At 35.1% G+C, this 24327-nt stretch carries 29 protein-coding genes; 17 read left to right on the forward strand and 12 right to left on the reverse strand.

Going from position 1 to position 24327, the window contains the following annotated elements; translation table 11 throughout:
• The first annotated feature begins 102 nt into the window (after positions 1-102).
• Positions 103-1245 carry a fused response regulator/phosphatase gene (locus PSR14_RS05630; RefSeq protein WP_098487464.1) on the forward strand — a complete coding sequence of 381 codons (1143 nt, stop codon included), beginning with the start codon at positions 103-105 and terminating at the stop codon, positions 1243-1245.
• 38 nt (positions 1246-1283) lie between these two features.
• Here the strand turns inward: PSR14_RS05630 and PSR14_RS05635 are convergent, their stop codons facing one another.
• The 3 genes from PSR14_RS05635 to PSR14_RS05645 form a co-directional block, all read right to left on the reverse strand.
• Positions 1284-2141, reverse strand: coding sequence for a protein-glutamate O-methyltransferase CheR (locus tag PSR14_RS05635; RefSeq protein ID WP_000429026.1), 858 nt, complete (start codon positions 2139-2141; stop codon positions 1284-1286).
• A gap of 16 nt (positions 2142-2157) precedes the next feature.
• Positions 2158-4848, reverse strand: a complete 2691-nt coding sequence (locus PSR14_RS05640) for an ATP-binding protein (protein WP_098487465.1) — start codon at positions 4846-4848, stop codon at positions 2158-2160.
• Between the two features lie 205 nt (positions 4849-5053).
• Positions 5054-5305, reverse strand: coding sequence for a hypothetical protein (locus tag PSR14_RS05645; protein WP_000991341.1), 252 nt, complete (start codon positions 5303-5305; stop codon positions 5054-5056).
• Positions 5306-5526: 221 nt separating this feature from the next.
• Between PSR14_RS05645 and PSR14_RS05650 the strand changes: the two genes are divergently transcribed.
• From PSR14_RS05650 to PSR14_RS05665, 4 genes are all read left to right on the forward strand, one after another.
• The gene (locus PSR14_RS05650; protein ID WP_000359816.1) at positions 5527-5664 is read left to right on the forward strand and encodes a hypothetical protein; all 138 of its coding nucleotides are present in this window, start codon (positions 5527-5529) and stop codon (positions 5662-5664) included.
• Positions 5665-5703: 39 nt separating this feature from the next.
• On the forward strand, positions 5704-6234 hold the full coding sequence (locus tag PSR14_RS05655) for a general stress protein (RefSeq protein WP_071741434.1): 531 nt from the start codon (positions 5704-5706) through the stop codon (positions 6232-6234).
• Between the two features lie 125 nt (positions 6235-6359).
• Complete coding sequence (locus PSR14_RS05660; protein WP_002193859.1) at positions 6360-6563, forward strand: DUF4028 family protein; 204 nt, start codon at positions 6360-6362, stop codon at positions 6561-6563.
• Positions 6564-6699: 136 nt separating this feature from the next.
• Positions 6700-7011 (forward strand): heavy metal-binding domain-containing protein, encoded by a 312-nt coding sequence (locus PSR14_RS05665; RefSeq protein WP_000637511.1) that lies wholly within the window; start codon positions 6700-6702, stop codon positions 7009-7011.
• A gap of 552 nt (positions 7012-7563) precedes the next feature.
• On the opposite strand, the gene PSR14_RS05670 is transcribed toward PSR14_RS05665, so the two are convergent.
• The 3 genes from PSR14_RS05670 to PSR14_RS05680 all read right to left on the reverse strand — a co-directional run bounded on the left by PSR14_RS05670 (position 7564) and on the right by PSR14_RS05680 (position 10019).
• Positions 7564-7869, reverse strand: a complete 306-nt coding sequence (locus PSR14_RS05670; protein ID WP_000266262.1) for a hypothetical protein — start codon at positions 7867-7869, stop codon at positions 7564-7566.
• A 117-nt stretch (positions 7870-7986) separates the two neighbouring features.
• Positions 7987-8979 carry a zinc-dependent alcohol dehydrogenase family protein gene (locus tag PSR14_RS05675; RefSeq protein ID WP_000546065.1) on the reverse strand — a complete coding sequence of 331 codons (993 nt, stop codon included), beginning with the start codon at positions 8977-8979 and terminating at the stop codon, positions 7987-7989.
• 194 nt (positions 8980-9173) lie between these two features.
• Positions 9174-10019 (reverse strand): helix-turn-helix transcriptional regulator, encoded by an 846-nt coding sequence (locus PSR14_RS05680; RefSeq protein ID WP_001083673.1) that lies wholly within the window; start codon positions 10017-10019, stop codon positions 9174-9176.
• Between the two features lie 178 nt (positions 10020-10197).
• Here PSR14_RS05680 and PSR14_RS05685 point away from each other — a divergent pair, with 178 nt between their 5' ends.
• Together PSR14_RS05685 and PSR14_RS05690 are read left to right on the forward strand one after the other, a co-directional pair.
• Entirely contained in the window at positions 10198-11367 is a 1170-nt protein-coding gene (locus PSR14_RS05685) for an MFS transporter (RefSeq protein WP_048519793.1), read from the forward strand.
• Positions 11367-11762, forward strand: coding sequence for a carboxymuconolactone decarboxylase family protein (locus tag PSR14_RS05690; RefSeq protein WP_073541961.1), 396 nt, complete (start codon positions 11367-11369; stop codon positions 11760-11762). The genes PSR14_RS05685 and PSR14_RS05690 overlap by 1 nt, the downstream gene beginning before the upstream one ends.
• Positions 11763-11960: 198 nt before the next feature.
• On the opposite strand, the gene PSR14_RS05695 is transcribed toward PSR14_RS05690, so the two are convergent.
• Complete coding sequence (locus PSR14_RS05695) at positions 11961-12101, reverse strand: YflJ family protein (RefSeq protein ID WP_000273537.1); 141 nt, start codon at positions 12099-12101, stop codon at positions 11961-11963.
• A gap of 153 nt (positions 12102-12254) precedes the next feature.
• Between PSR14_RS05695 and PSR14_RS05700 the strand changes: the two genes are divergently transcribed.
• Positions 12255-12617, forward strand: a complete 363-nt coding sequence (locus PSR14_RS05700) for a hypothetical protein (RefSeq protein WP_029437729.1) — start codon at positions 12255-12257, stop codon at positions 12615-12617.
• A 27-nt stretch (positions 12618-12644) separates the two neighbouring features.
• Here the strand turns inward: PSR14_RS05700 and PSR14_RS05705 are convergent, their stop codons facing one another.
• Entirely contained in the window at positions 12645-12830 is a 186-nt protein-coding gene (locus PSR14_RS05705; protein ID WP_000539554.1) for a YhzD family protein, read from the reverse strand.
• Positions 12831-12998: 168 nt separating this feature from the next.
• Here PSR14_RS05705 and PSR14_RS05710 point away from each other — a divergent pair, with 168 nt between their 5' ends.
• From PSR14_RS05710 to yhaM, 3 genes are read left to right on the forward strand one after another with little or no spacing between them, the layout of a single operon-like run.
• Positions 12999-14240 carry a DNA repair exonuclease gene (locus PSR14_RS05710; protein WP_141114676.1) on the forward strand — a complete coding sequence of 414 codons (1242 nt, stop codon included), beginning with the start codon at positions 12999-13001 and terminating at the stop codon, positions 14238-14240.
• Positions 14237-17161 (forward strand): AAA family ATPase, encoded by a 2925-nt coding sequence (locus PSR14_RS05715; RefSeq protein ID WP_073541964.1) that lies wholly within the window; start codon positions 14237-14239, stop codon positions 17159-17161. Before PSR14_RS05710 ends, PSR14_RS05715 begins: the two co-directional genes overlap by 4 nt.
• 41 nt (positions 17162-17202) lie before the next feature.
• A complete protein-coding gene (yhaM, locus tag PSR14_RS05720; protein ID WP_000726636.1) occupies positions 17203-18159 on the forward strand; it encodes a 3'-5' exoribonuclease YhaM in 957 nt (318 codons plus the stop codon).
• A gap of 19 nt (positions 18160-18178) precedes the next feature.
• Here yhaM and PSR14_RS05725 read toward each other — a convergent pair whose 3' ends face one another.
• The 4 genes from PSR14_RS05725 to PSR14_RS05740 form a co-directional block, all read right to left on the reverse strand.
• On the reverse strand, positions 18179-19336 hold the full coding sequence (locus PSR14_RS05725) for a site-specific integrase (RefSeq protein WP_169509450.1): 1158 nt from the start codon (positions 19334-19336) through the stop codon (positions 18179-18181).
• A gap of 69 nt (positions 19337-19405) precedes the next feature.
• Positions 19406-19831: an ImmA/IrrE family metallo-endopeptidase gene (locus tag PSR14_RS05730; protein ID WP_069355118.1), complete on the reverse strand. Its 426-nt coding sequence runs from the start codon at positions 19829-19831 to the stop codon at positions 19406-19408.
• Positions 19832-19846: 15 nt separating this feature from the next.
• On the reverse strand, positions 19847-20269 hold the full coding sequence (locus PSR14_RS05735) for a helix-turn-helix domain-containing protein (protein WP_000102963.1): 423 nt from the start codon (positions 20267-20269) through the stop codon (positions 19847-19849).
• A 403-nt stretch (positions 20270-20672) separates the two neighbouring features.
• Positions 20673-21902, reverse strand: a complete 1230-nt coding sequence (locus tag PSR14_RS05740; protein WP_098487274.1) for an IS110 family transposase — start codon at positions 21900-21902, stop codon at positions 20673-20675.
• Between the two features lie 369 nt (positions 21903-22271).
• On the opposite strand from PSR14_RS05740, the gene PSR14_RS05745 reads away from it, so the two are divergent.
• Genes PSR14_RS05745 through PSR14_RS05770 form a run of 6 tightly spaced genes read left to right on the forward strand, consistent with a single transcriptional unit; the run spans position 22272 to position 24327 of the window.
• Positions 22272-22454 carry a helix-turn-helix transcriptional regulator gene (locus PSR14_RS05745; RefSeq protein WP_000361154.1) on the forward strand — a complete coding sequence of 61 codons (183 nt, stop codon included), beginning with the start codon at positions 22272-22274 and terminating at the stop codon, positions 22452-22454.
• 2 nt (positions 22455-22456) lie between these two features.
• Positions 22457-22729, forward strand: a complete 273-nt coding sequence (locus PSR14_RS05750; protein WP_000127561.1) for a DUF771 domain-containing protein — start codon at positions 22457-22459, stop codon at positions 22727-22729.
• Between the two features lie 14 nt (positions 22730-22743).
• Positions 22744-22899, forward strand: a complete 156-nt coding sequence (locus PSR14_RS05755; RefSeq protein ID WP_169509496.1) for a DUF6906 family protein — start codon at positions 22744-22746, stop codon at positions 22897-22899.
• Between the two features lie 14 nt (positions 22900-22913).
• The gene (locus PSR14_RS05760; protein WP_113732852.1) at positions 22914-23666 is read left to right on the forward strand and encodes a Rha family transcriptional regulator; all 753 of its coding nucleotides are present in this window, start codon (positions 22914-22916) and stop codon (positions 23664-23666) included.
• Positions 23667-23677: 11 nt separating this feature from the next.
• Positions 23678-23866, forward strand: coding sequence for a hypothetical protein (locus tag PSR14_RS05765; protein ID WP_001186272.1), 189 nt, complete (start codon positions 23678-23680; stop codon positions 23864-23866).
• Positions 23867-23892: 26 nt separating this feature from the next.
• Positions 23893-24327, forward strand: coding sequence for a replication terminator protein (locus PSR14_RS05770; protein ID WP_113732851.1), 435 nt, complete (start codon positions 23893-23895; stop codon positions 24325-24327).

Genomic DNA, 24327 nt, shown 5'->3' on the forward strand with positions numbered 1-24327 from the left:
GTTTGAGTAGGAAATTTTCATTTTATAACTGAGTATGTAATACTAGAAAAATAGAAAATGATAATCGATTTACATTTTATATAAGAAAAGGGGAAATCACTTGTGTCCATTTTAATTGTAGATGATAATCCGGTGAATATCTTTGTAATTAAGAAGATTTTAAAACAAGCCGGATATCAGGATCTTGTATCGCTTAATTCTGCACAAGAGCTTTTCGAATACATCCATTTTGGAAAAGATTCTTCCAGGCATAACGAAATAGATTTAATACTATTAGATATTATGATGCCTGAAATTGATGGACTTGAAGTTTGTAGGCGATTACAAAAAGAGGAGAAGTTTAAAGATATTCCTATTATTTTTGTTACAGCTTTAGAAGATGCAAATAAATTAGCTGAAGCTCTTGATATGGGGGCAATGGATTATATTACGAAACCTATAAATAAAGTTGAATTGTTAGCGCGTATGCGTGTGGCATTACGCTTGAAATCAGAATTAAATTGGCATAAAGAACAGGAAGAAAACCTTCGGAATGAACTAGATTTAGCTACGCAAGTACAAAGAAACTTATTAAGTAGTCCATTAAGGGAAGAGCATATAAAAATTGAAGCAAGTTACTTACCTTCATTTAAACTAGCTGGAGATATGTATTACTGGTATAAAATCGATGAAAACCGCTACGGTATTATATTATTAGATGTGATGGGACATGGTGTATCCGCTTCCTTAGTTTGCATGTTCATTTCGTCTGTATTACGTGAAACGATTAAAAGTTTAATCGATCCAGAACTTGTCATGAAAGACTTAAATAAATATATGACTCTTTTACATAATGAGAATGACAATATTCCATATTATTTTACAGCGATATACTTAGTAGTGGATACAGAAAAGAGAACGATTGAATATGTAAATGCAGGACATCCTTCTGGATACGTTTTAGTTGATGAAACAAATGTAGTGGAACTAAATCGCGGGAGTTGTGCGGTAGGATTTTTTGATGAAATAAAAGTTGAAAAGACAGTTATACCTTTTGAGAAGAACGCTCAAATCGTATTGTTTACAGATGGTGTACTTGAAGCAATAGCAAATGATGAATTTGAGGCTGAAGAGAAATTACGTACTTTTACAGAAAGAAAATGGGGAGAGTTAGAAGAAGAGATAGAAGGGTTTTACAAGGAAGAACAGAAGGAAGCACAATCAGATGATATGTGTCTTATCATGATACAAGCGAATGCGAAATAAAAAGCGTATGAAATCCAAATAGAGGATTTCATACGCTTTTATTGTATTTTTTGATAGATTTGTTCGTGTGGATTAAATTGCGTATAATGCGGCATGATATCCGAGAAACGAAGAGTTTCTTTATTTCCTAAACATAGGAATCCATTGTGACTTAAACTTTCATAAAATAGTTGCTGTACTTGGTTTTGAAGTTTACTTGTAAAGTAAATTAAAACGTTACGGCAAAGGATAATATGAAATTCGTTAAAAGATTGATCGGTTACTAAATTATGTTGTGCAAAAATAATGTTTTGTAACAGTGAAGGATTAAAATAAGCAAAACGACTATCCGTTGAATAATAGTTAGAAAATGCTTGTGTACCGCCAGCTTGTAAATAATTTTTCGTATAAGTTTGCATTTTATTTAATGGAAGAATACCTTGTTTTGCTTTTTCTAACACATCTGTATTCATATCTGTTGCGTAAATAATAGCTTTTTCACTTAATCCTTCTTCATGAAGTAAGATGGACATGGATAATACTTCTTCACCAGTTGCGCATCCAGCGTGCCAAATTCTAATTTCAGGATGCTTTCTTAATTCAGGAATAACATGCTCTCTTAGCGCCTTAAAAAAGATAGGGTTACGGAACATCTCAGTTACATTGATCGAGAAATCATTTAATAACTGCTCTAAAACCCCTTCCTCATGAATTACTTTTTCAATTAACTTTGAAATGGTAGGGATATTAGAAATTTGCATTCGATTACAAATCCGCCTATAAATAGATGTGCGAGCGTATTGGCGAAAATCAAATCCTGATAGTTTAAATACCGCTTCTAATAGTAAGTCAATTTCTAAGTTCGTACGCTTATCCATATCTACTGATGGATCAAAATTATAATACTTATTTTCCACTGAAACGAAACCTCACTTATTTTATTAACCATACACTCATTACCGAATAGAGTTGATGTAAATTTAATGGTTTACTTATATAATCTGAAGCGCCAGCAGATAAACATTTTTCCTTATCATTTGGCATTGCTTTAGCAGTTAATGCGATAATAGGTATTTCATGTAACCCTAAGTTCATTCGGATATGTTCCATCGTTTCATAACCGTCCATATTTGGCATCATAATATCCATTAAAATAAGGTCGATATTTGTATTGTTTTTTAGTATTTCTAAACACTCTAGGCCGTTTTGTGCAGTAATGATATTGGCATGGTGTTTTTTTAATGCATTTTGTAATGCAAATATATTTCGATGATCATCATCGACAATTAAAATGGTTTTCTCTTGGAAGACATTAGTTGTTTCTGGAAGAACGATGGTTTCCTCAACAACTTCAGCAGGAATAACTTCATCTACCGTTGCTGCGACTTCTAAATTGGATACTTGTATATCAGTTAATCCGTTTGGAAGGTTAGGAATATATACGGTGAAAGTACTGCCTTCTCCTACATTACTTTCTAACGTAATCCAACCACCTAATAGTCTAGCAAACTCTTTACAAATAGATAAACCTAATCCTGTACCACCATACTTCCGAATCGTTGCGCCATCTGCCTGTTGAAAGGCTTCGAAAATAAGTTGATGCTGTTCTTTAGCGATACCAATACCAGTATCTTTTACCGAAATGGTTATCCAATCATTACTGATAGACTGCATTTCATGGCTCAAATTAGTTGCTTCTATTGAATCAAAATGTAAAGAGACAGATCCTTTTTCCGTAAATTTAAATGCATTGGATAATAAGTTTTTAATAATTTGTTCAATCCGTTGTGCATCTGTATAAAACAGATCAGGAATGGTGTCACTGTTTTCAACAGTAAATTCTACATTTTTTTGTGCAGCGATATGTAAGAAGTTTTGCTGCATACTTGCAGCCATATCACTTATGTTCGTTGCTTCAAAAATAACATCTAGTTTTCCGGCTTCTACTTTAGATAAATCTAGTATGTCATTAATTAAAGTAAGTAAATCCTTCCCTGATGAATGAATGACGGTTGCTAATTCAATTTCATCATCGGATAAATGATTATCATGATTTTCTTTTAACATTTCAGATAATAGTAAAATACTATTTAATGGTGTACGTAATTCATGTGACATATTTGCTAGGAATTCTGATTTGTATTTTGAACTACGTAACAACTCACTTGCTTTTTCTTCTAATTCTAATTTAGTCACTTGTAAGTCAGCTGTCTTTTGCTCGGCCTCTTCCGTTCTAGACTCTAACTGTTCGTTCGTTGTTCTTAATTCCTCGGCTTGCATTTGTAGTTCTTCCGCTTGCGTTTGCAATTCTTCTGATTGAACTTGTAACTCTTCTGTCATTGCTTGTGATTCATGTAAAAGAGTTTGAATTCGCATACGTCCCATAATGCTGTGGATTGTTAAACCTAGATTATCAACAGTTTGGTGAATTAAATCTTGATGTAAATCTGAAATGTCAGTTACACTTACTAACTCCATTACTGCAATCACTTCATCCTCAAATAAGACAGGGATGACTAGTAAATTTTTAGGGCGTATTTCTAATAATCCAGTAGTAACGTAACGAAACTCTTCAGGTATGTCCCTAAGAATAAAACTTTTCTTTTCTAAAGCAGACTGTCCAATGAAACCTTCACCCATTTTAATGGATTGTTTTCCAATATCAATACCTTGATCGGCGAAAGAAGCTTTTTTCACAAAGTAGACAGTTTCTTCAACTTCTTCACGTACATAGAATGCACCGCAAGAAGTTTGCGTTTTTTGTATAATGCCACTCAAAATTTTGTTACCTAACATCTCAATAGAAGATACACCTTGATACATTAAAATTAATTCTGCAATCTCCGTTTGTAACCACTCTCTTTTCGATATTTCGTCTAGCAGATGGTTCGTTGTATGAGCAAGATCTTTTATTTCATCATGTGTATTTACATGAATTCTTTCCGTAATTTTTTCTTTAGAAGAAATGGATTTAATAGCTTGAATTACATTTTTAATCGTTTTTGTAATGGAATTGGAAATATAAAGTGAAACGATAATAGAAATACAAGATAGTAAGAACAATAAACTGTATAACCAAAGCTCTAATTTATTATTTTTAGTATCTAATTGTGCAGCTCTTTTTTTCGTTAATTGCTCCTCAGTGCTACGGAAGTCAGTTAGTTGTGATTGTAATGATTGGATTTCGGTAGTGTCGATTTCTTGTATTTTATTACTATTATGATTTGCAATTAACGGGTGAATCTCTTTATTCATCCAATTAGTAATGTTTCCGTTAATCTCTTTTAATTTTTCTTGCTGAGATGGATTATCTTCTAATAAAGAAAAAAGATTATGGTAATGTTTTTCATAATCTCTTTCGGCAGAGTTAAGAGATTGCAAATAGTTCACGTTATTAGAAGTGATAAAGCCTTTCGCTTTATTTTCTATTGTTAGCAAGTCTTTTTCCACTTGGTTCGTTAAATTGAGAACTTTAAAATCGTGATCAATAATAAAATTACGAGATTTTTGTAAATTGGAAATCTGATTGTTTAACATAATAAAAGAAATAAGTAAAAACAAAATGATAACTAAATAACCAGCCATAATTTTGTAGCGAATACTAAATTTTGCTTTCGATTTCATTAAAAATTCCTACCTTCAAGGTTATTAAAACTTTTCTATTTTAAAGAATGAAAAACGTAATATATATTATATCAGTTTTCATAGGGCTAAACTAGAAATCCCCCTATTGTATTAGGGGGTCTCGTTTTGAATAGAGGAAATCATTTTGAAGTATAAAACTATGTATGAAAAATAACAATCGAGGGAATAGGGGATAATAAAACCTTTAAGAAGGAAAGAGTGTTCTTAAAGCTCTTTTTGCATCTATTCCTTCAAATATAAATAATACAAGCTCTCTCTTTTTTATAGTAAGGAAAAATGATACTAATGTGCTTAAGTTTTTAATAGAAGTAAGTGTTCCTCGTTTACTTATAAATACATTTGTTTGAAATGTTGTCATTAAAGCATAAAAATGATGAATCTGCGTTATTGTAGGTGTTTCATTATAAAGAATAGTAGTAGAGTGAATGGCGTTCATCGTAATTTTCCTTTCCATATAATAAGCATAACAATATAAACGTACCCGTTTTAAAAAATGTTAAACATATAAATAAGAAAAAATATAATTATAGTTTTTTACGTTTAGAAAGGGGGAAGAAGGGTATACATATACCATAAAGAGATTGACCGAAGATGGATTGTAAAGTTTTAGTCTATAAAAATATACTTTTACTTTAAATAAAAAGGAGACTGTTACATATGGATAAAATGATAACGGATATTACATTTGATTTCATTTACTTGTTAAGTAGTTCTCTTGTAGTCCTTTTATTATTAGCATTTTTCGTAAATGGTTATGTGAATAAAAAAATTAGTGTATATAAAAACGAAGAGTAATAAAGATACGTTATATAAAATTTTAGGAGGTTAATAGTTATGAATATGGATAGAAAAATAGTAGGTGTTTTTCCAACAATTGATGATGCGGCACTCGTTATTAATGAATTAAAGGAAAAAGGATACTCGGCAGATAACATTTCAGCTATTGCGAAAGATCAAAAGGAAATTGAACATCTGGAAGAAAAATCAGGTGAGAAAGTGAATCATGAAACTGCACATAAAGGAGATATCTTTTCAGCGACAGGACTTGTAGCAGGAGGAGTAGCAGGCGGACTCGGAGGTTTATTAACAGGCCTTGGTGTACTTGCTGTATCTGGACTGGGCCCAATTGTAGCAGCGGGACCGATCGCAGCAGCAATTGGGGGAGCCGGTATTGGCGGAGGAGCTGGAAGTTTAATAGGAGCATTTATCGGATTAGGCATTCCAGAAGAACACGCTAAGAAATATGAAGAATACATTTACGATGGAAATATATTAATTTTAGTAGATGCAAAATTAGATGATAAGTTAGAAATCTACAAAATATTTGATAAGCATAATGCTTATAACTCTGATTTCTTTAAATAAAATGTAAACAAAGTAAATATCGTTTTTGATCTTACAACTTTGGCGCGACCGAGGAGTCGTATGACTATAAGAGAGGAAGGGCTTATGGTAAAAGATCAAGTTTCAGAGAGAAGGGGTGTCTTGTCGTGATTGTAAAAATATTAAAGGATAGTAGTAATAGCTTCCTTTGTACAGTGCAAAATAAGAATGGAGATCAGTATGTGAAGAAATGGTTTCGTAAACATGAAAACAAGGAAGAATTAGGACGACCAACTTTTAAAGAAGTAGAACGCGACTGGAAAGAAAATAGGGAGTCGTTTATGTATCCTAATGTTAAAGCACTTTATTAAACAAAATAGTCGCTGTATTCTTACAAAACTGTCACATTCCTGTAAGGTAATTCAATAGATTCGTTGCTTGTTCCATGTCATAATAAAGACATAAGAAAGCTTATTCAAACTACAACTTATTAGGAGAGTGTCAGTCATGATTGTAACAACAACGTCTGGAATTCAAGGTAAAGAAATTATTGAGTATATCGATATTGTAAATGGTGAAGCTATTATGGGTGCAAATATTGTCCGCGATTTATTCGCTTCTGTTCGTGATGTTGTCGGTGGTCGTGCTGGTTCTTATGAAAGCAAGCTAAAAGAAGCTCGTGATATCGCAATGGATGAAATGAAAGAACTTGCAAAACAAAAAGGTGCGAACGCTATCGTTGGCGTTGACGTAGATTACGAAGTAGTTCGTGATGGAATGTTAATGGTTGCTGTAAGTGGTACAGCTGTACGTATATAAGTAAAAAAACAGGCTCACCCCTCGAAGCTTATGCTTTGAGGGTTTTTTTTTGTTCATAACTAAAGGTAAGAGGGAGAAGAGCTGATATACTAGCCTGCTTATTTCAAATGTAGTATATTATTCTCGAAGATAAAAGTAATAATATGGAAAAATGTTAACTTTATGACAAATAATAAAATTATTATTTGAGGTAAGAAGAGAAATAATAGTATGAATAGCTTTAGAGAGTGTATAGTTGATAGAAATAAACGATTGAGCATGTAAAGAGTTATATTACATAAAATTTATTATGGATGGAGGCGATTATATTATGTTTTGGTTAGGATGTTTTTTAGGATACATTGTAGGCTCAGTTATTACATGCGCTCTACTTTACTATGGGTATAGATCTAATGAAAATAAAAAAGCGAATATACAAAAGAGGGAGGAGAGGAAAATCAATCAAAAAGGTGTATAGGATGTGGAAGGTACGGTGATAACGTTGATGCAAAAATAAAGGACAGTACATATTTTATATGACTATTATGTACTGTCCGGCTTATTCTTTTTGGATTAGGAAAAATTATTGCCTGTCTTACTATAAATTTCATAGGCGAAATAACCAAATAAATAGCCTATTCCAGATCCTAAACTAACTGAAAGCAGGGAGAAGTCCGGGAAAAACATACCGAAAATCAAACCGATTATACAGCCAACAAGCATTCCTATAGGTATGAGACTATCTAATAAGTTTTGAGCTTCTTTTGATTTTTTCTTACCTAATTTTCCGTTCTTATATTTATGTTCCAATCTTTTTATTACAAATACTACAATTCCCCCGACTAGTATAACAGGCCAAATTGCCGAAATTAACCACATGTGAAAATCTCCTTTCACCTTTTAATAGAATTATACCAGATACTTACAAATGTTCGCTCTTAAAGGTATTATCTAGTCTATTTAAAAGGCCAATCAAAAAGCCCACTTCAATTGTAGTTAATAACTAGTCAAAAATACTTTCCCTTTCGTTTTCTCAGCAGACTGCACAACATCAACTGCTGCTTTCACATCCGCTAAGTCATATGTAGAATGTACTTTCATAAAACGTAATTGCTTATTTTCTACTAAGTGAATTAAATGACGAAACGTCTCTTGCCATTTATATGGCGTTACTTCTTTATTCCAATGCCGTAAATGAAATATGTTCGCGTGCACTTTTGCTTTCGTGACAATCTCTGCCCAGTTAACTTGTACACCTGATAGAAGACCGATCGTTAAAAAGTGCCCGTTTGGACGTAAGGAGAAAGCCAATTCATTTCCATCTGATCCCCCGATAGAATCAATTGCAGCATCCGCGCCGAGCCCGTTCGTTAATTCCATAACGGTTTCATAAAGCGGGGTAGTGGAAGTATCGATTACATGGTGGGCACCAAGCTCAAGTAATTCCTCTGTATGTTTACTATTTCTTGTCACGGCAATGAGTCGGAAGTTTAAAATGTGTGATAACTGCGCAAAAAGATGACCAATTGCGGATCCACAAGCATTCACTAATAAAACATCATTCTGTTGTAAGTTTAACGTTTCTGTACATGTAACCCACGCCGTAAGAGGATTAATATACATTTGTGCCGCTGTAAAATCATCGATGGAATCAGGAATAGGGACTACAAAATCAGCTGATGTTTTCACATATTCTTGCCAAGTACCTTCTCCGCGTAACGGTAAAACACGTTTGCCGATAAGTTCTCTAGAAACAAAAGCCCCTACATCTTCTACAATGCCAACACCTTCATAACCAGGTATGTTAGGTAACGGAATTCTATGTGCGTACGCTCCGGTTATTGGAATTAAGTCAGATGGATTAATCGGTCTAACTAACATACGAACTAGCACTTCATTATCTCTTAATGGTTCTATATTTTTATATTCAACTTGTAATACATCTTTTGGATTGCCGAACTTGTGAAATTGAATGTGTTTTCCGTGCAAGATAAATGATCCCCCTTAGTTTGATTGGGTTTATTATAGCATTTTTAGTTTGAAGGGCTATTTTGTTGAAAATGAATAAAAGGGAACAAAAGGCTATTATTCTTCTCGTTCTAGTTTGTAAGGTTTAGCCTAGTATTGCATAATTTGCAGTGTAGGCCTTATGTTAATAATCAGTATGAGTATGTATTTTATATTTAATTGGAAGTTAATTGTAGTAATTGTCTTAATTTATTTAAAGTTTCTGGGTCTTTAGGTCGATACATAGTTAGTTTTAAGTCTGGAGCGTCATACACCCGGAATGTAATATGTTCGAATAATAGTGTGCCTACTATTGGATGATGGATTTCCTTTTTTCCACTCGGTGTACCGAGAACATCGTGAGCGGGCCACCATTCTTGGAACTCTGCGCTAATAGCCATTAATTCTTCCACTACTTCTTTGAGCCATTCTTCACCAACAAAACGACTACATGTAGCTCTAAATTGTGCTAAAAGTCTCCTTGCATGGGCCTCCCAATCATTTGCTAATAAGGTTCGATATTCTTGGGAGGCAAAACATCTCCAAACTGCATTTCTTTCTTTGAAACTCATAGTTTCAAAATCTCCAAATACTGCACTTGCAACACGGTTCCAGGTTACAACATCCCAAAGTTGATCTGTTACATATATCGGGTAAAACTTTAAATCATCTATAAAATTTTGTAGTACAGGGCTTACTTCGTCATCAGTTTTTAAAGGCTTTTCAGGAGGTAACTGTTGATGAGCTAATAAAAACATATGCTCACGTTCTTCTTTATCTAAGCGTAAGGCATCAGCTAAACTTTCTAAAGCCTGTATTGAGACTTGGATATCTCGGCCTTGTTCAATCCACGTGTACCAAGTTACCCCAATATTAGCTAGTTGTGCTACTTCTTCACGACGTAATCCTTTGGCTTTTCTGCGTGAACTAATTGGTAATCCAAAATCTTGTGGAGAAAGTCGGTTGCGTCTAGACTTCAAAAAATTTCCGAGTTCTTTTTTTCTTTCCTGTTCACTGTTCATAAAAAGCCCCTTTCTTTAAGGTAGTACTGTTAATACTAGTATAACTGGATATCTATTTACATTAAAATATTTGTTTTATATTAAAGTTGTAGTTTTGATAAAGGGGGTGAATAAAGTGAATAAAGCCAATGCTTCTGTACAAGAAAACCCAAGAGTTACAAAGGGAGTAATCTTTTTCATGGCAGTTGCTTGTGGATTTACAGTGGCGAATGTGTATTTAAATCAGGTTTTGCTTGTAAGCATGGGGAAGACATTTAATGTAGCAGCAGCATCTATTGGTATTGTAGCCACTTTAACACAAGTAGGATATGCTTTAGGGAATCTTTTAGTAGTACCACTTGGGGACATATTTGAGAGAAGAAAATTAATTTTAACGTTGCTATGTGCAGTAAGTCTTTCACTAGCAGCAGCCGCTATTTCACCAAATGTGACTTGGCTTGTGGTGACCAACTTTTTGATAGGGATTTGTACGGTTATTCCTCAGATAATTGTACCCCTTGTAGCTAGTTTGGTTGATGAAAAGGTGCGCGGAAAGGTCCTAGGAAATGTAGCCATAGGCTTGGTATGTGGGATTTTAGGAGCACGTTTTGTTAGTGGCTTGATTGACGTGCATTTTGGTTGGAGAGCAATGTATTGGGTCTCCTTTGCAAGTATGCTGGTAATCATTGTACTCACAAGACTTTTACTACCCAAAAGTCAAGGGGTTGCTTCTATGAAGTATAGTGAGTTATTGACTTCATTAGGCCCCATGTTTATACAAGAAAAAGTACTGCGTCAAGCTTGTATAAGCCAAGGAATGATATTTGGTGCATTTAGCGTGTTCTGGACAACTCTTGGCTTCCTTCTACAATCACCTTCTTATTCATATGGAAGTGATGTTGTAGGATTAGTTGGGTTAGTTGGAATAGGAGGTGCATTTGCTACTCCTATAATTGGGCGGGTAATTGATAAAAAGGGTCCAATTTATGCGAATACTCTTTGTATGACAATTACATTCATAGCATTTATTATTTCTATTACGTTAGGCTACTGGTTAACTGCTTTAATTTTATCTGCATTATTAGTAACTGTAGGTACACAAGCAAATCAAGTTGCATGTCAAGCCAGAATATTTCAGCTCTCCCCAGATAAACGTAGTAGATTAAATGGACTGTATATGGTAGCCACTTTTTTAGGTGGGGCACTTGGATCGTATATAGGGGTATTAGCTTGGAGCAATTGGGGTTGGCTAGGAGTTTGCATAACAGGTATGGTGATGGTGAGTTTAGGATTTACGAGTCTTTTAAACATGAAAAATGAGGTTAAGAGCTTAAAAATGGTTGAAAATATGAAAAGGGGCGATGCATAATGGTAAGGAATGAAGAGAATTATCAAAAAGGTCTAGATATTCTGAAAAAAATAGACAAGGAGAATTATCAAGCGATTGTCGATAGTTTTAAAGATTCTATTGCACCAGATTTAGGCACATTAGCTGTTGAATTTAATTACGGACAAATTTTTTCAAGACCAGGATTAGATTTAAAGTCTCGTCTATTAGCTACAGTAGCTGGGTTAACGGTATTAGGAAATACGCAACAACTTAAGTTTTATATTAATGGAGCTTTAAATGTAGGGTGGACAGAAGAAGAAATTGTAGAAGTAATGATGCAAATGTTGATTTATGGTGGTTTTCCAATAGCTTTAAATACGATTTTGACAGTTGCTACGGAAGTATTTGAAGAAAGAAAAATGGCAACAAAGTAAAAAAACGTAAGGGATGGAGAATAATATGATTATTGATAGCCATGCACATAGCAGGTTTAATGGAAAATAAAAATGTCTTTGTGAATGAAAGACATAATTTTACACTAGTTGATGTTGCAGTTGAACCCTTACAAGATGGAAGGCTTTCCTAATACTCTGACAAGAAGCCACTTGAAAAGTGGCCTCTTCTATTTTTTATTAAGCCGAAGCTCTCTTCATTCTCTCAAGTAAACTAGATAACACATGCGTACGATACGATTCTAGTTTTTTACCTTCATAAGTACGGATACCTAATTTTTTAAGTTCTTTTACATACCAACCTTTGCTTCCGAAATACATGTGATCGCTCCCCTTCAACTTTGTTTTATTTGTTCTGATTGCATATGGAGGTACAGGTAATATAATGAAGGAAATGAATTTCGCGCGAAAATGGTTAACTTTGTTGCAAAAGACATATATACTAAAGATAGTATACAACGAGGTGGACAAGACGTGATTATAGAGAAGCACGAAATTCAAATTGACCAAATTACGAGTGGTAAGGTGAATATCTTTACTTTCTATCGAAATAGAAAGCAAATTGATGATCATTTTTTACGATTGCAAGAACCATCGCTTACAGCAAACTACTTCTTCCATTTTCATTTTGATGCAGAGAGCTTGCATCTACTGCAGGAAGAGTTTCCGAGCGTATATCCGTACGACGGTAGTGAAACGATTCACGACTGGACGGAAAAGATGAAAGCAGAATTGCAACATCAGATCCAAACAGGAAAATGGAATAAGCGCGTACGTATCGGTAATCGCATTCTAGATGTGGTGTTTACGTGGTGTGACGAAGATATAGTAGAGTGAAAAAGAAGCGGATGACGCTTCTTTTTTTTAGCGCTGGAATAAAACGAGCTTACCTGCAGTAGATGTGCAGCGATGTGTTTTTTCATACAATCCTTTTTCTCGTAAAATAGATTCACCTTTTGCTTTCGCTTCTTTTTCAGTTGCCGCCTCGAATGATTCGTCTAATGCTTTTGAACCATCTTTTTCAAAGACTGTTAGAACGTATACTCCCATGAAAATTCCCTCCAATAATAAAAATCAGAATCTTATAACTATTTTGGCATAAATCACTAGAATATGCAAAGAAATATATGACATTGCGTGGTAAAATAGAGAGAAAGTTTTATGAGCACTAGATTTACTATTCGTAGTAAAGTACGGAAAAAGAAAGGATCGTTATTTGTGAAACAAGTGAAGTTTATACATGCGGCTGATTTGCATTTGGATAGTCCGTTTAAAGGGATGGAGATGAATGTACCGCAGTCTGTTTGGGAGAGAATGAAGCAAAGTACGTTTGAATCGTTCGAGCGTATTGTTGATAAAGCGATTCAAGAGCGCGTTGATTTCGTATTACTAGCCGGGGATTTGTATGATGCGGAGACGAGAAGTTTGAGGGCGCAAGTGTTTGTGCGTGAGCAAATGAAGAGACTGTCGCAGTACGATATCCCTGTTTTTATTATTCACGGTAACCACGATCATTTAGGGGGAAGCTGGGCAGCAATTGAGTTTCCGGAAAATGTTCATGTGTTTACCGAGCCTTATGTAGAAGAGAAATCATTTTATAAAAATGGTGAGTTGTTAGCTTCTATTTACGGATTTAGTTATTTGCAGCAAGCGGTAACGGATAATATGACAGCGCAGTATACGAAAATGAGTGATGCGCCTTTTCATATTGGCATGCTTCATGGAAGTGTGGAAGGGGATGCAGAGCATAATCGCTATGCGCCGTTTCAAATTCGTGAGCTGAAAGAAAAGCAGTTTGATTATTGGGCTCTTGGCCATATACATAAACGTGAAATTTTATCAGAAGAGCCGTATATTATTTATCCAGGTAATATACAAGGGCGTCATCGTAAGGAAACAGGGGAAAAGGGTGCGTACCTGGTTGAACTTACGAAACAAGGAACGCAATGTTCATTTTTCCATACGGCTGATGTTGTGTGGGATGAGAGAGAAGTGAATATTGATGGACTTGAAACTGTTGATGAACTTATGACGAGTGTGTCAACTGCGATGAATGAGTGCCGAAGAGAAGAGGAAGGGACGCTATTAACTGTCGTATTTACAGGACAAGGCCCACTTTCTCCGTATTTACGTGACGAAAAGCGTGTGGAAGAGATTTTTCATATTTTAGCAGCTGGCGAAGAGCGAAAAGATTTCGTGTACGCGATGAAGTGGAAAAATGAGACGGTCTCTTTTGCGGAAATCGAACGTTTGAAAGAAGAAAATCATTTCGTCGGTAGTGTGCTGAAGGAGTTAGAAGCTTTCACTAATATGGACGGCGTGTTGCGCACTATTTGGACATCTCCTGTAGCGCGTAATAGTATTGAATCTTTTACAGAAGAAGAGAAGAAAGAGATTCAGAAGGAAGCGGAAAATATTATTTTAGAACAATTATTCCAGCAAGAGAGGGATAAAAAATGAGAATGGAAAAACTCCATATTTATGGGTACGGAAAATTAGAAAATGTGGAAATGGATCTGTCAATGCTGACGGTGTTATACGGTGAAAATGAAGCAGGGAAATCAACAATTCGCTCGTTTATGAAAAGTATTTTATTCGGTTTTCCGACGAGAGGACAGCGCCGTTATGAACCGAAAGAAGGCGGGAAGTATGGCGGAGCAATCACTGTGCAAACAGAGAAGTACGGCCGTTTGAAAATTGAACGATTGCCAAAGACGGCTGTTGGTGAGGTAACTGTTTATTTTGAAGACGGGAAAACGGGCGGCGAGGAAATTTTATGCGATATATTAAGCGGGATGAATGAGAGCTTATTTGAATCTGTCTTTTCATTTGATATGCACGGTCTTCAAAATATTCATCAGCTTGGTGAAGCGGATATCGGTAATTATTTATTTTCAGCAAGCGCAGTCGGAAGTGATGCGTTATTACAGCTAGATAAAAAGCTAGAAAAAGAAATGGATCAGCGCTTTAAACCGAGCGGGCGTAAACCGGAAATTAACGTGTCACTGCAAGAGATGAAGAAACTGGAAGAGAAGATGAAAGAGTGGCAAGGAAAAATTGGCACGTATGAAAAACAGGTCGAACAGTTAAAAGAAAGTGAAGAGAAACTTGCTTCTGTTCGAGTGGAAAAAGAGAATGCAGAAAAACGAAAGCAAGATTATGAAATATTAGCAGCACTTGAACCTCTCGTTATTGAAAAGCGTGCGTATGAGAAAGTGTTAGAAAACGAGAATGGGCAGTTTCCTGTAAACGGGATGGCGCGTTATGAAGCAATTAAGGCAAAGATGGAGCCGCTCCAGTTGCAAGTTGATTCGCTCCATAAAAAAATAGAGACAGTGCAATTGGAAATGGAATGGATTCAAATAGACGAAGAGTTTTTACAAAAAGAAAGTTATGTAGAAGAACTTCGTATGCAGCATATGTCGTATGAAAATGCACGTCAAGAAATGCGTGATATAACAGGAGCGATTACGAATATAAAAGAAGAGCTTGCAGAACTCGAGCAACAAATCGGCACTACTTTTGAAGAAGAAACAGTTCTTTCCTTTGATATGAGTTTGGCAACGAAAGAGTTAATTACGCAAACTGTGCAAAAGGCACGCGAATTAGAAACGCAAAAAGCACAGCTTGATGATCGTTTTAAAGTAGCGCAAGAGCAATTAGAAGAACAAGAAGAAAATATAAGACAAATTCAGAAGCAAATGTTAGCGGATGAAGAGCGAAATACGTTAGTTGAGAAAGAAAAATCGTTCCAAGATGCGGCGTTTATCGGTATGGGCGCTGAGAGAATGAAGCGCAAATATGAGGAAAAAGCAGGAGCAGCGATGCAAAAGAAAAAACAGTGGCAAAGAGTTTGTCTTCTGTTACTTCTTATTAACACAGGCGTGTTATTCACAAGCTTATTTATAGATAACCGCCCGCTTTTATTTATTAGTGTCATTATTTTTGTAGGGATTGTTCTTGCTCTTGTTTTATATAAAGATCCGTCAAGTGGGTTACAAGAAGAGCTCCTTACTCTTCAGCAAAGTGCTGGCGGGAGACAAAGTGAAGAAGCGATGTCTGTTCGTTATGAGTTAGAAAAAGACGAAGAGATTCGTAAGTTATTTGAGCGTGAGTCATATAAATTGCAGCAAATGGAGCGAGCGTATGATAAAGTCGTTTCATCGTATGAGGAATGGGAGAGAGAAACGTTCCGCACGAGCGAACAAGTCAATGTGTATAAAAAGCGCTATACGTTCCCTGAATTTTATACGTATGCACACATATTGCCGGCATTTGAGCGTATGGAAAAAATGCAACAATTATATCGTGAATTAGAGAAGCAAGGCAAGCGAAAATCTTCATTATATGAAATGATTTCACAATTTGAACATAAACTAGAAACTGTTATCGGTAGCGCGGAGTATAGTAAGCTGCACGAGGCACAAAGTCGTATGCAAAATGAGAAAGAAAAACGCCAAACTTGTAAGCAGTTAAAAGAAAAACTGACGGAATGGCAAGAAGAATATGAGTTTATGCAAGAACAATTAAAGCAATTACTAGTAGAACGAGACAGTTTATGGCATATTGCAGAAGCTACAAATGAAGAGATGTTTTTAGCAGCAGGTAAACTAGCGGAAAAACGTGAAGATGCGGAGAAGCAAGTAGGACGTTTATTACCGCAAATTGATCTTTTAGAACAACGTTTAACGAGTTTATCATTAGCTGAACATTATGAAGCTGACGGTTATGATGAAAAATTAAAGCAAGAACTGACAGCCGCGCAAAACTGTCTGGCACAAGAAAAAGAACTGACAGAGCGTATTGCACAGCATCGTATGGAAATTGCGAATTTAGAAGAAGGTAGTACGTACGGTGATTTAATGCATGAATGGGAAATGAAAAAAGCGCAAGTGCGTGAGCAAGTGAAGAAGTGGGCTGCGTATGCGGCCGCAAAGACAGTGTTAACGAAAACGAAGCAATATTATCATGAAGTACATCTTCCTCGTATTTTACAAAAATCAGAAGAGTATTTTGTGTATTTAACGGGCGGACGATATAGTAAAATCTTTTCACCGTCAGAGGCGGAGCCGTTCATCGTTGAGCGTAACGACGGTATGCGTTTTTATAGTCATGAACTAAGCCAAGCGACAGCTGAGCAGTTGTATTTATCGCTGAGATTTGCATTAGCGAACACATTTGAGCATGATTATCCATTTATTATTGATGACAGTTTCGTGCACTTTGATGCGGTAAGGACGAATCGGACGATTGAACTTATAAAGGAAATTGCAAAGGATAGACAAGTCATATTCTTTACATGTCATGCGCATTTACTCGCGTATTTTACAGAAAAACAGATTGTAAAATTAACACATATGCGTAAAGAAAATGAGTTGTAGTGTGCTATACTAAAAGTAACTGATTTGGTGGAGGAATTCGAATGAAAAAGAAAATTGCAGAGTATGAAGTTGGTGAACAAGTCGATATTTTCTTGTTAATTAAAACAGCGACAAAAGGTATCGCAAGCAATGGAAAGCCATTTTTAACAGTAATCTTACAAGATCCAAGTGGAGATATTGAAGCGAAATTGTGGGATGTATCACCAGAAGTTGAGAAACAATATGTAGCGGAAACAATCGTGAAAGTGGCTGGTGACATTCTAAACTACAAAGGCCGTATTCAATTACGTGTGAAACAAATTCGTGTTGCGAATGAAAATGAAGTTACGGATATCTCAGATTTCGTAGAAAAAGCACCAGTGAAAAAAGAAGATATGGTTGAGAAAATTACGCAATACATATTTGAAATGAGAAACCCGAACATTCAACGTCTAACAAGACATTTATTAAATAAGCATCAAAACGAATTTTTAGACTATCCAGCAGCGACGAAGAACCATCACGAGTTCGTATCTGGACTAGCTTATCACGTCGTATCGATGCTTGATTTAGCGAAAGCTATCTCAAATCTATATCCATCATTAGATAAAGACTTACTATATGCAGGCGTTATTTTACATGACCTTGGTAAAGTAATCGAGTTGTCTGGTCCAATTTCCACAACGTATACGTTAGAAGGAAATTTATTAGGCCACATTTCGATTATGGTGAACGAAATTGGTAAAGCAGCAGACGAGCTGCAAATCGATGCAGAAGAAGTATTAATTCTTCAACACATCGTGCTTTCTCACCACGGAAAAGCAGAATGGGGTAGTCCAAAACCACCATTAGTAAAAGAAGCAGAAATTCTGCATTACATCGATAACTTAGATGCAAAAATGAACATGATGGACCGCGCATTAGGACGCACAAAACCAGGCGAATACACAGAGCGTGTCTTTGCTCTTGATAATCGTTCGTTCTATAAACCTAAGTTTGAAACCTATCGTGACAAGTGAATTTAGCGTATTGTTAAAGTTACTTGCCCACAATTTGCCCACGAGATTTTAAAAACTCGTCATATTGGTTTACGGCAGTTTCCTCTATAGATTTTGTTATATGAAGATACACATTTGCAGTCATGTCTATAGAGGAATGCCCTAAACGTTCTGAAACATATTTAAGGTTTGCCCCACTTTGTAATAAGTGAACGGCATGTGTATGTCTAAATCCGTGTAAGGTAATGTACTTTAAATTTCCTTTCTTACAAGCTTGCTGTAAGAATTTTAGGGTTGCTGGGTGTAGCATACAAGAATTATCTTCATGTGTAAATACAAAATTATACTCTTTATAATATTTACCGTTCTTCAAAGTGTTTTTATTTTGCTCCATTTTCATTTTTCTTAAATGAGATATGGTAGAAGAATCTAAAGAGATAGTTCGTTTACTACTTCTATTTTTAGGTGGGCCGAATAAGATTTTTTCATTTCTCTTGGTAGTGATTAATGTTTTGTTGATGAATAATTTTTGTTCTTCAAAATCAATATCTTCCCATTGAAGGGCTAAGCATTCACCAATGCGGAGACCTGTGCGAGATAGAAACATGAATAAAGAAAAGTATTTAAAGCCTCCTTTCTCATTAAGGATGTAAGTTAAGAATTGGTGTAGTTCATCTATATCGTAGCATTTTATATCATCATTTTTTGAGGAAACACGAGTTGTTCTTAATTTAATTTTTGTAGTTGGGTTTTTTTCTAAAATCCCAAGTTCGTTAACAGCTGTATCTAACGCATGGTGCATTGTGACATTAATTGTTTCTACCGTTTTTTTACTGTACTTTTCTAATAGGTTATTTATAAATTTTTGATATTTAATTCTTGTTAAATCTTTTAACTTTAATTCTCCAAACACAGGTAAGATGTGAAGTCTAATGTTTTTTTCGTAGACCATGTAAGTTCTTGGAGCTACATTTCCTTTTTTGAAGACATTTAACCATTCGTAAAGGTATTCATTAAAAGTTATTTTACCGTTCTGTATATTGCTCCCATTTACTAATTTTTCTTCTATTTTAGCAGCAGCTAATTGAGCTTCTTTTTTTGTTTTAAATCCACCTTTGGAGGTTTCTTTGTATTTCCCCATTTCTTTATACCTGATCCGATATTCCCACTTATCATTACGTTTTCTAAAACTAGCCATTTTAATCACTCCATTCTATATACAATGAGAATGTTTGTTCTGTTTTTGTGTAAAAATATATAATAGATTTTAAATAAATCTATCCATTTGTTTAGGGATTCCATAATGCTGTAATAATTCTTGCTTTGTTTGTATGTAGTAATCATGATGACTTCCATCGATAAGAAATCTCGTTGCAAAATAGTTTGCTTCAGCTTCTATACGAATTTCAGAACAAAGAGACACCTTGGATAATTTAGGTGTATTTTCATCTGGATGAAATAAAGCATGACCTAATTCATGAAAACAAGTGAAGATTTGATTTTGATATGAAAGTCGTTCGTTAATATGTATAAAAGGGATACGAGACACTTTGTGGTAGTATCCGTAAATATCCCCTAAGGCTTCTGTGATAATGACTATACCTTTTGCTTCAGCGATAAGGAAAGGATCTCTGGTGTTATATCGTCTAAGTAGTTCGTCTATTTTTAAATTGATTTGTTGTTTTGAAACCAACTAGATCCACTCCAATCACTCTTCGTTTCTGTATTTTTTTGGTGTAAATTTCTTTTTAGCCATTTGTTTTCCTAATCTAAGAGAGTTTTCTAATGAGACAATTAATAATTGTTTAGTTTCCTCTGACATAGGTTCAGAGTCTTTAGAAAAAGCAAGAGCATCAGCTTTACTCATATCTTCTATTAACTCTTCTAACTTTTTTTGTATATCTTTTTCATCTTTCTCTGTAAGTTCCCAGTACTCTTTGTTAGTTCTACCTAGTAGGTAATCAACACTTACCTCAAAATAATCTGCTACCAATTGCAGCTTATCAACAGCAGGTTTTTGTGTCTTCCACTTATATAGAGAATTTTCCCCCATGTTTAGTTGTTTTGCTAAATCAGATAACGATATTCCTTTTTTATCCGCAAGACTTTTAATTATGTTGAATGTAGACATTTGAGCCACCCTTAATAAAGCTAAGAACATTTATTATCTGAATGGATAGAAAATCATTGACTTTTATCCGTTTGGATATTAAACTATGTTCATAAGCTAATTATTTAGCCGCAAAACCATTACAAATTAAACCTCTATAGCACGTCCCTCAACGTTTAAAAGGTAATTTAATTTGGTTTATTTAGCTATGCCTTAATTTTATCTAATCGGATAGAAATAGTCAATAGAAAGCTAAAAAATTAGCTGAATGTATAGAAGACCTGCGGTAGTATGTCAACTTAGAAATAACAAAGTTTAAAGTTGTCAAAGGTCAATTTGTTTAAAAAAGGCATCACAAAACTAAACCAGTAACGAATGTAATTTACTGGAAAATAATGAAAGGTAGCGATGACAAAATTTTATGTCATTCTTTCACACACCTTCCAGGCGTAAAAAGTTGGTGGCTACGTAGTAGCGCATCCACCAATCGCACAAATTTTCTTGCGGTTAGAACGAGTGCACGTTTGTGTTGATGTTTTGGTACTTCATTATATTTTTTCACGTAATACTCTTGATAATCTGATACATGCTTTCTTACTGAATTGGCGGCTTCAACTAAGTAATAACGCAAGTAATGATTACCTGTACGGGATAATGAAGTATCTTCGGCTGTAAAACGACCGGATTGGTGCTTTCGCCAGTATAATCCAGCGTATTTGGCTATTTTTGTTTCATCGTCAAATCTTTCGATTTGGCCAATTTCAGCAATGATACCGGCAGCGAAAACAGGGCCTACTCCAGGAATAGATTCAAGTGTTTGGGTCAAACCAGCCATGATTTTTTTAATAGACTTTTCTAATTCCTTGATTTGCTGTTGAAACGTACGAATGACTGCGATGGATGTACCTAAGATGACATCTATTGAATCTTCTACAACCTTATCCAAGCGATAAGAAACTTTCACAGCTTTGTGAATGGATGCTGCTACGCATTTTGGATCACCAAAACGGTTTCGACTTTTTTTCTGTAGGAACTCAGCGAGTTCTTCTAAAGGCATATTAGCGAGTTCCTCTAAGCTGAATTTTTCAAGAAATAGTTCTGTCATGGCGCTACCGAATACGGAAGTATCCACCTCTTGTGAAAATGTATTACATTTAAAACTTAGGTGTTGAAGAAAGTGTTGTTTTTCTTTCGTTAACATTTTGACAAGTTGGTATCGTGATCGAGTTAATTGCTGCAGTGCCACGTACTGGCTTTCTTTTACGATAGACATTTGATTACGGCCAAATCGTAAGTAATCAGCAATGACAAAGGCATCAATCTCATCGGTTTTATTCATGTCAGAATAACTTTTCTTAAAATTTGCGACTTGCTTTGGGTTTAGGAGAAATACTTTTGCTCCAAAACGCTGTAAATCTATATCATGGTGAAGAAACATAGAAGGATGAAAGCTGTAAACAGAGGTGGATTCTAGACCAATCTTAAGGATGTCGACCTCTTTACCTGCAACACACTGTAATAATTTTTCTTTGAGTGTAGTAGCTCCCGGTAGGTCATTACTGACCGAAAAAGAATCCAGTTTTTCTCCATCACCATTTAAAAAGCAAACTTTCATATCAAACGAACTTACATCTAAACCAACAAATAATCTCATGTAAGAGACCTCCCTTCTATATTAGAATCATTTCTTGGACGTCTCGAGATATCTCTAGTGTGTACGCCGACCAACAACCTCGTGTATGAGAGCTAGTCCTGAATCGAAAGCCGCCCTAGAGCTACTATCATCTAGGTTCGAGGGTCAGGCTGCTCAGCCTGCGAGTAGGGAGTCCCGCACGTTCACTGAGAAACACTCTTCAAATGTGGTAAATCCACAGGAGGTGAAAGAATTGTCCCAAATGATCCTAAAATCATTATCTAGAAATATCTTGGGACGTCCAAGTATTTTTATTTATAGGGCTCTTATTAAGAAGAAAATCTAAGCCTGTAATAGGGCTTAAATATTAATATACGAGGAGGTGTGGATATGGATAAAAGGTTTGGTAAGAAAGTGAAAATGTGGCTATTTGTTAATGGGATGAAGCAAGGAGAATTAGCAAAGATGCTTAACGTTTCTGGTCCATATCTCTCTGATATTTTACACGGTAAAAGAGAAGGTAAAAAAGTGAAAGAAAAAATAAATCGAATATTGGAAAGTGAGGAGATCTAGTAATGACGGCAACAGTGCAAGTCATTATCGATGATAACTACTTGCAAAAAGAAGTTTCTCGTCAAGTTAATGAACGTTTAGCTGATATGGGAATTGGTACTTGGTGGGATATGAAAAGACTTCAATATGAAACAAGTAGAAGTTATGACTGGTTAATGGAATATGTTGTTTGTGATCCTAGAGTACAGATCTTTGCTAAACAAAAAAATAATCGTTGGTTATTTAAAGCGAAGGAAATGAAAGAATTTCTTAATAAGTATTTTGATGAATTATAAGGAGGTTAGTATTAATGAAAAATGGTAAAAAGCCGGCAAAAAAAGAAAAAATGCATATTAAATTATACAATCTAAATCCTGATAATTGGTTGATTTTTAAAAAAGTAAATCATGAATTGCATTTGGTACATCGTAATATGAATAAAACTAAAATTATTCCGAGTTTGTAGAGGGGGGAAGTAACATGAATCAATTAACAGTAGCAAACGAACAAGCACTAGTATTTGAAAACAACGGAAAAGTTGTTACAGATAGCTTGAAGATTGCGGAAGTATTCAATAAACGTCATGACAATGTTATGGCTGATATCAGAACTCAAATGGAGTATGCAGGTTATGAATTTTCACTCCTAAATTTTAAGGAGCGAACTTATGAAAATAGAGGGCGTCGTTATCCTAAAATCGATCTGACAGAAGAAGCTTTTACATTAGTTGTAATGAGTTATAACACAAAAGAAGCTGTTCAAATGAAAATCAAGTTTATTGAAGAGTTTAAACGAATGAAGCAACATATACAAAATCAACAAAAAATACCTACAGATCCAATGGGAATTTTAAAGTTAACGTTTCAAGCTTTAGAAGGACATACCCAGGAAATTCAGGAGATTAAATCCGATGTGAAGGATTTACGAGAAAACGCCCCTTTATATGCTATCGAATGTGATGAGGTATCAAAGGTTGTAAGAAAATTAGGTGTTCTTCTATTAGGTGGTAAGGAATCTAATGCTTATCGGGATGTTAGCCTTAGAAAAAAAGTATATAGCGATATTTATAGTCAATTACATAGAGAGTTTGGGATTAGTAGTTATAAAGCTATTAAACGTCATCATTTAGATAGAGCGATTCAAATCATTAATGAAGAATATTCACTTCCAATCATTTTAGAAGAAGAAATTACAGCTACAAATACACAAATAAATATGGCGGAAGTTCAGTAGGAGGAGCAAGCATGCAACAAAAGATTTTAGTGATTACTAGTAATTTCGCAGGTTTTCCAGGTATCAGTGAGTTTCACACAAAAGAAGCTGCAAAAGAAGAAGTTAAAAAGTTGATTCAAAAAGGTGTAAGTCCAAAATCAATTCGTGTAACGCAAGAAATACCTATGAACATTGATATTCAAGTAGATGTTGAATTTTAAGAAGGAAGGATTAGGTGAGAGAAATAATGGAAGTCATGATTGATTTAAATACATTTGCTGATGGAGCACTTGCTGAAAGATTTCATCAAGAGTTTGAGCGCGTAATGGAAAATATGGCAGATTTAAATACTGATCCTAAAAAAGCAAGAAAGATTGTTTTAACCCTTTCGTTTGCTGGTGATAAAAAGCGTGATGTGTGGAATTGTCAAGTTCAAGCCATTTCGAAACTAGCGCCAACAGAAGCGGTAGAATCTAAGATTCTATTAGATATGGATCAAAACGGAAATTTAGTTGGTCAAGAGTTAGCTTCCGGGATCCAGGGACAGTTTTATATGGATCTACAGGGTGATGTGAAAACAGATGTTGGACAACCTGTAGAAGAAGTAGAAGAAAAGGAACAAAATCAGGCTGCTGATAAACAAACAGTAGTAATCGATTATATGAAAAGTAAATCTAATTAA

Source organism: Bacillus sp. A01H, from assembly GCF_045277205.1.
Lineage (GTDB): Bacteria > Bacillota > Bacilli > Bacillales > Bacillaceae_G > Bacillus_A > Bacillus_A paranthracis.

Bases quoted from the DNA above. Each gene is read 5' to 3' on its own strand.
- PSR14_RS05755 (WP_169509496.1), top strand. From the start codon at position 22,744: ATGAAAAATGGTAAAAAGCCGGCAAAAAAAGAAAAAATGCATATTAAA.
- PSR14_RS05760 (WP_113732852.1), top strand. From the start codon at position 22,914: ATGAATCAATTAACAGTAGCAAACGAACAAGCACTAGTATTTGAAAAC.
- PSR14_RS05640 (WP_098487465.1), bottom strand. From the start codon at position 4,848: ATGAAATCGAAAGCAAAATTTAGTATTCGCTACAAAATTATGGCTGGT.
- PSR14_RS05750 (WP_000127561.1), top strand. From the start codon at position 22,457: ATGACGGCAACAGTGCAAGTCATTATCGATGATAACTACTTGCAAAAA.
- PSR14_RS05685 (WP_048519793.1), top strand. From the start codon at position 10,198: ATGGCAGTTGCTTGTGGATTTACAGTGGCGAATGTGTATTTAAATCAG.
- PSR14_RS05735 (WP_000102963.1), bottom strand. From the start codon at position 20,269: ATGTCTACATTCAACATAATTAAAAGTCTTGCGGATAAAAAAGGAATA.
- PSR14_RS05765 (WP_001186272.1), top strand. From the start codon at position 23,678: ATGCAACAAAAGATTTTAGTGATTACTAGTAATTTCGCAGGTTTTCCA.
- PSR14_RS05655 (WP_071741434.1), top strand. From the start codon at position 5,704: ATGAATATGGATAGAAAAATAGTAGGTGTTTTTCCAACAATTGATGAT.
- PSR14_RS05645 (WP_000991341.1), bottom strand. From the start codon at position 5,305: ATGAACGCCATTCACTCTACTACTATTCTTTATAATGAAACACCTACA.
- PSR14_RS05745 (WP_000361154.1), top strand. From the start codon at position 22,272: ATGGATAAAAGGTTTGGTAAGAAAGTGAAAATGTGGCTATTTGTTAAT.
- PSR14_RS05695 (WP_000273537.1), bottom strand. From the start codon at position 12,101: ATGTATTTCGGAAGCAAAGGTTGGTATGTAAAAGAACTTAAAAAATTA.
- PSR14_RS05740 (WP_098487274.1), bottom strand. From the start codon at position 21,902: ATGAGATTATTTGTTGGTTTAGATGTAAGTTCGTTTGATATGAAAGTT.
- PSR14_RS05705 (WP_000539554.1), bottom strand. From the start codon at position 12,830: ATGGGAGTATACGTTCTAACAGTCTTTGAAAAAGATGGTTCAAAAGCA.
- PSR14_RS05680 (WP_001083673.1), bottom strand. From the start codon at position 10,019: ATGAACAGTGAACAGGAAAGAAAAAAAGAACTCGGAAATTTTTTGAAG.
- PSR14_RS05725 (WP_169509450.1), bottom strand. From the start codon at position 19,336: ATGGCTAGTTTTAGAAAACGTAATGATAAGTGGGAATATCGGATCAGG.
- PSR14_RS05650 (WP_000359816.1), top strand. From the start codon at position 5,527: ATGGATAAAATGATAACGGATATTACATTTGATTTCATTTACTTGTTA.
- PSR14_RS05665 (WP_000637511.1), top strand. From the start codon at position 6,700: ATGATTGTAACAACAACGTCTGGAATTCAAGGTAAAGAAATTATTGAG.
- yhaM (WP_000726636.1), top strand. From the start codon at position 17,203: ATGAAAAAGAAAATTGCAGAGTATGAAGTTGGTGAACAAGTCGATATT.
- PSR14_RS05670 (WP_000266262.1), bottom strand. From the start codon at position 7,869: ATGTGGTTAATTTCGGCAATTTGGCCTGTTATACTAGTCGGGGGAATT.
- PSR14_RS05690 (WP_073541961.1), top strand. From the start codon at position 11,367: ATGGTAAGGAATGAAGAGAATTATCAAAAAGGTCTAGATATTCTGAAA.
- PSR14_RS05715 (WP_073541964.1), top strand. From the start codon at position 14,237: ATGAGAATGGAAAAACTCCATATTTATGGGTACGGAAAATTAGAAAAT.
- PSR14_RS05770 (WP_113732851.1), top strand. From the start codon at position 23,893: ATGGAAGTCATGATTGATTTAAATACATTTGCTGATGGAGCACTTGCT.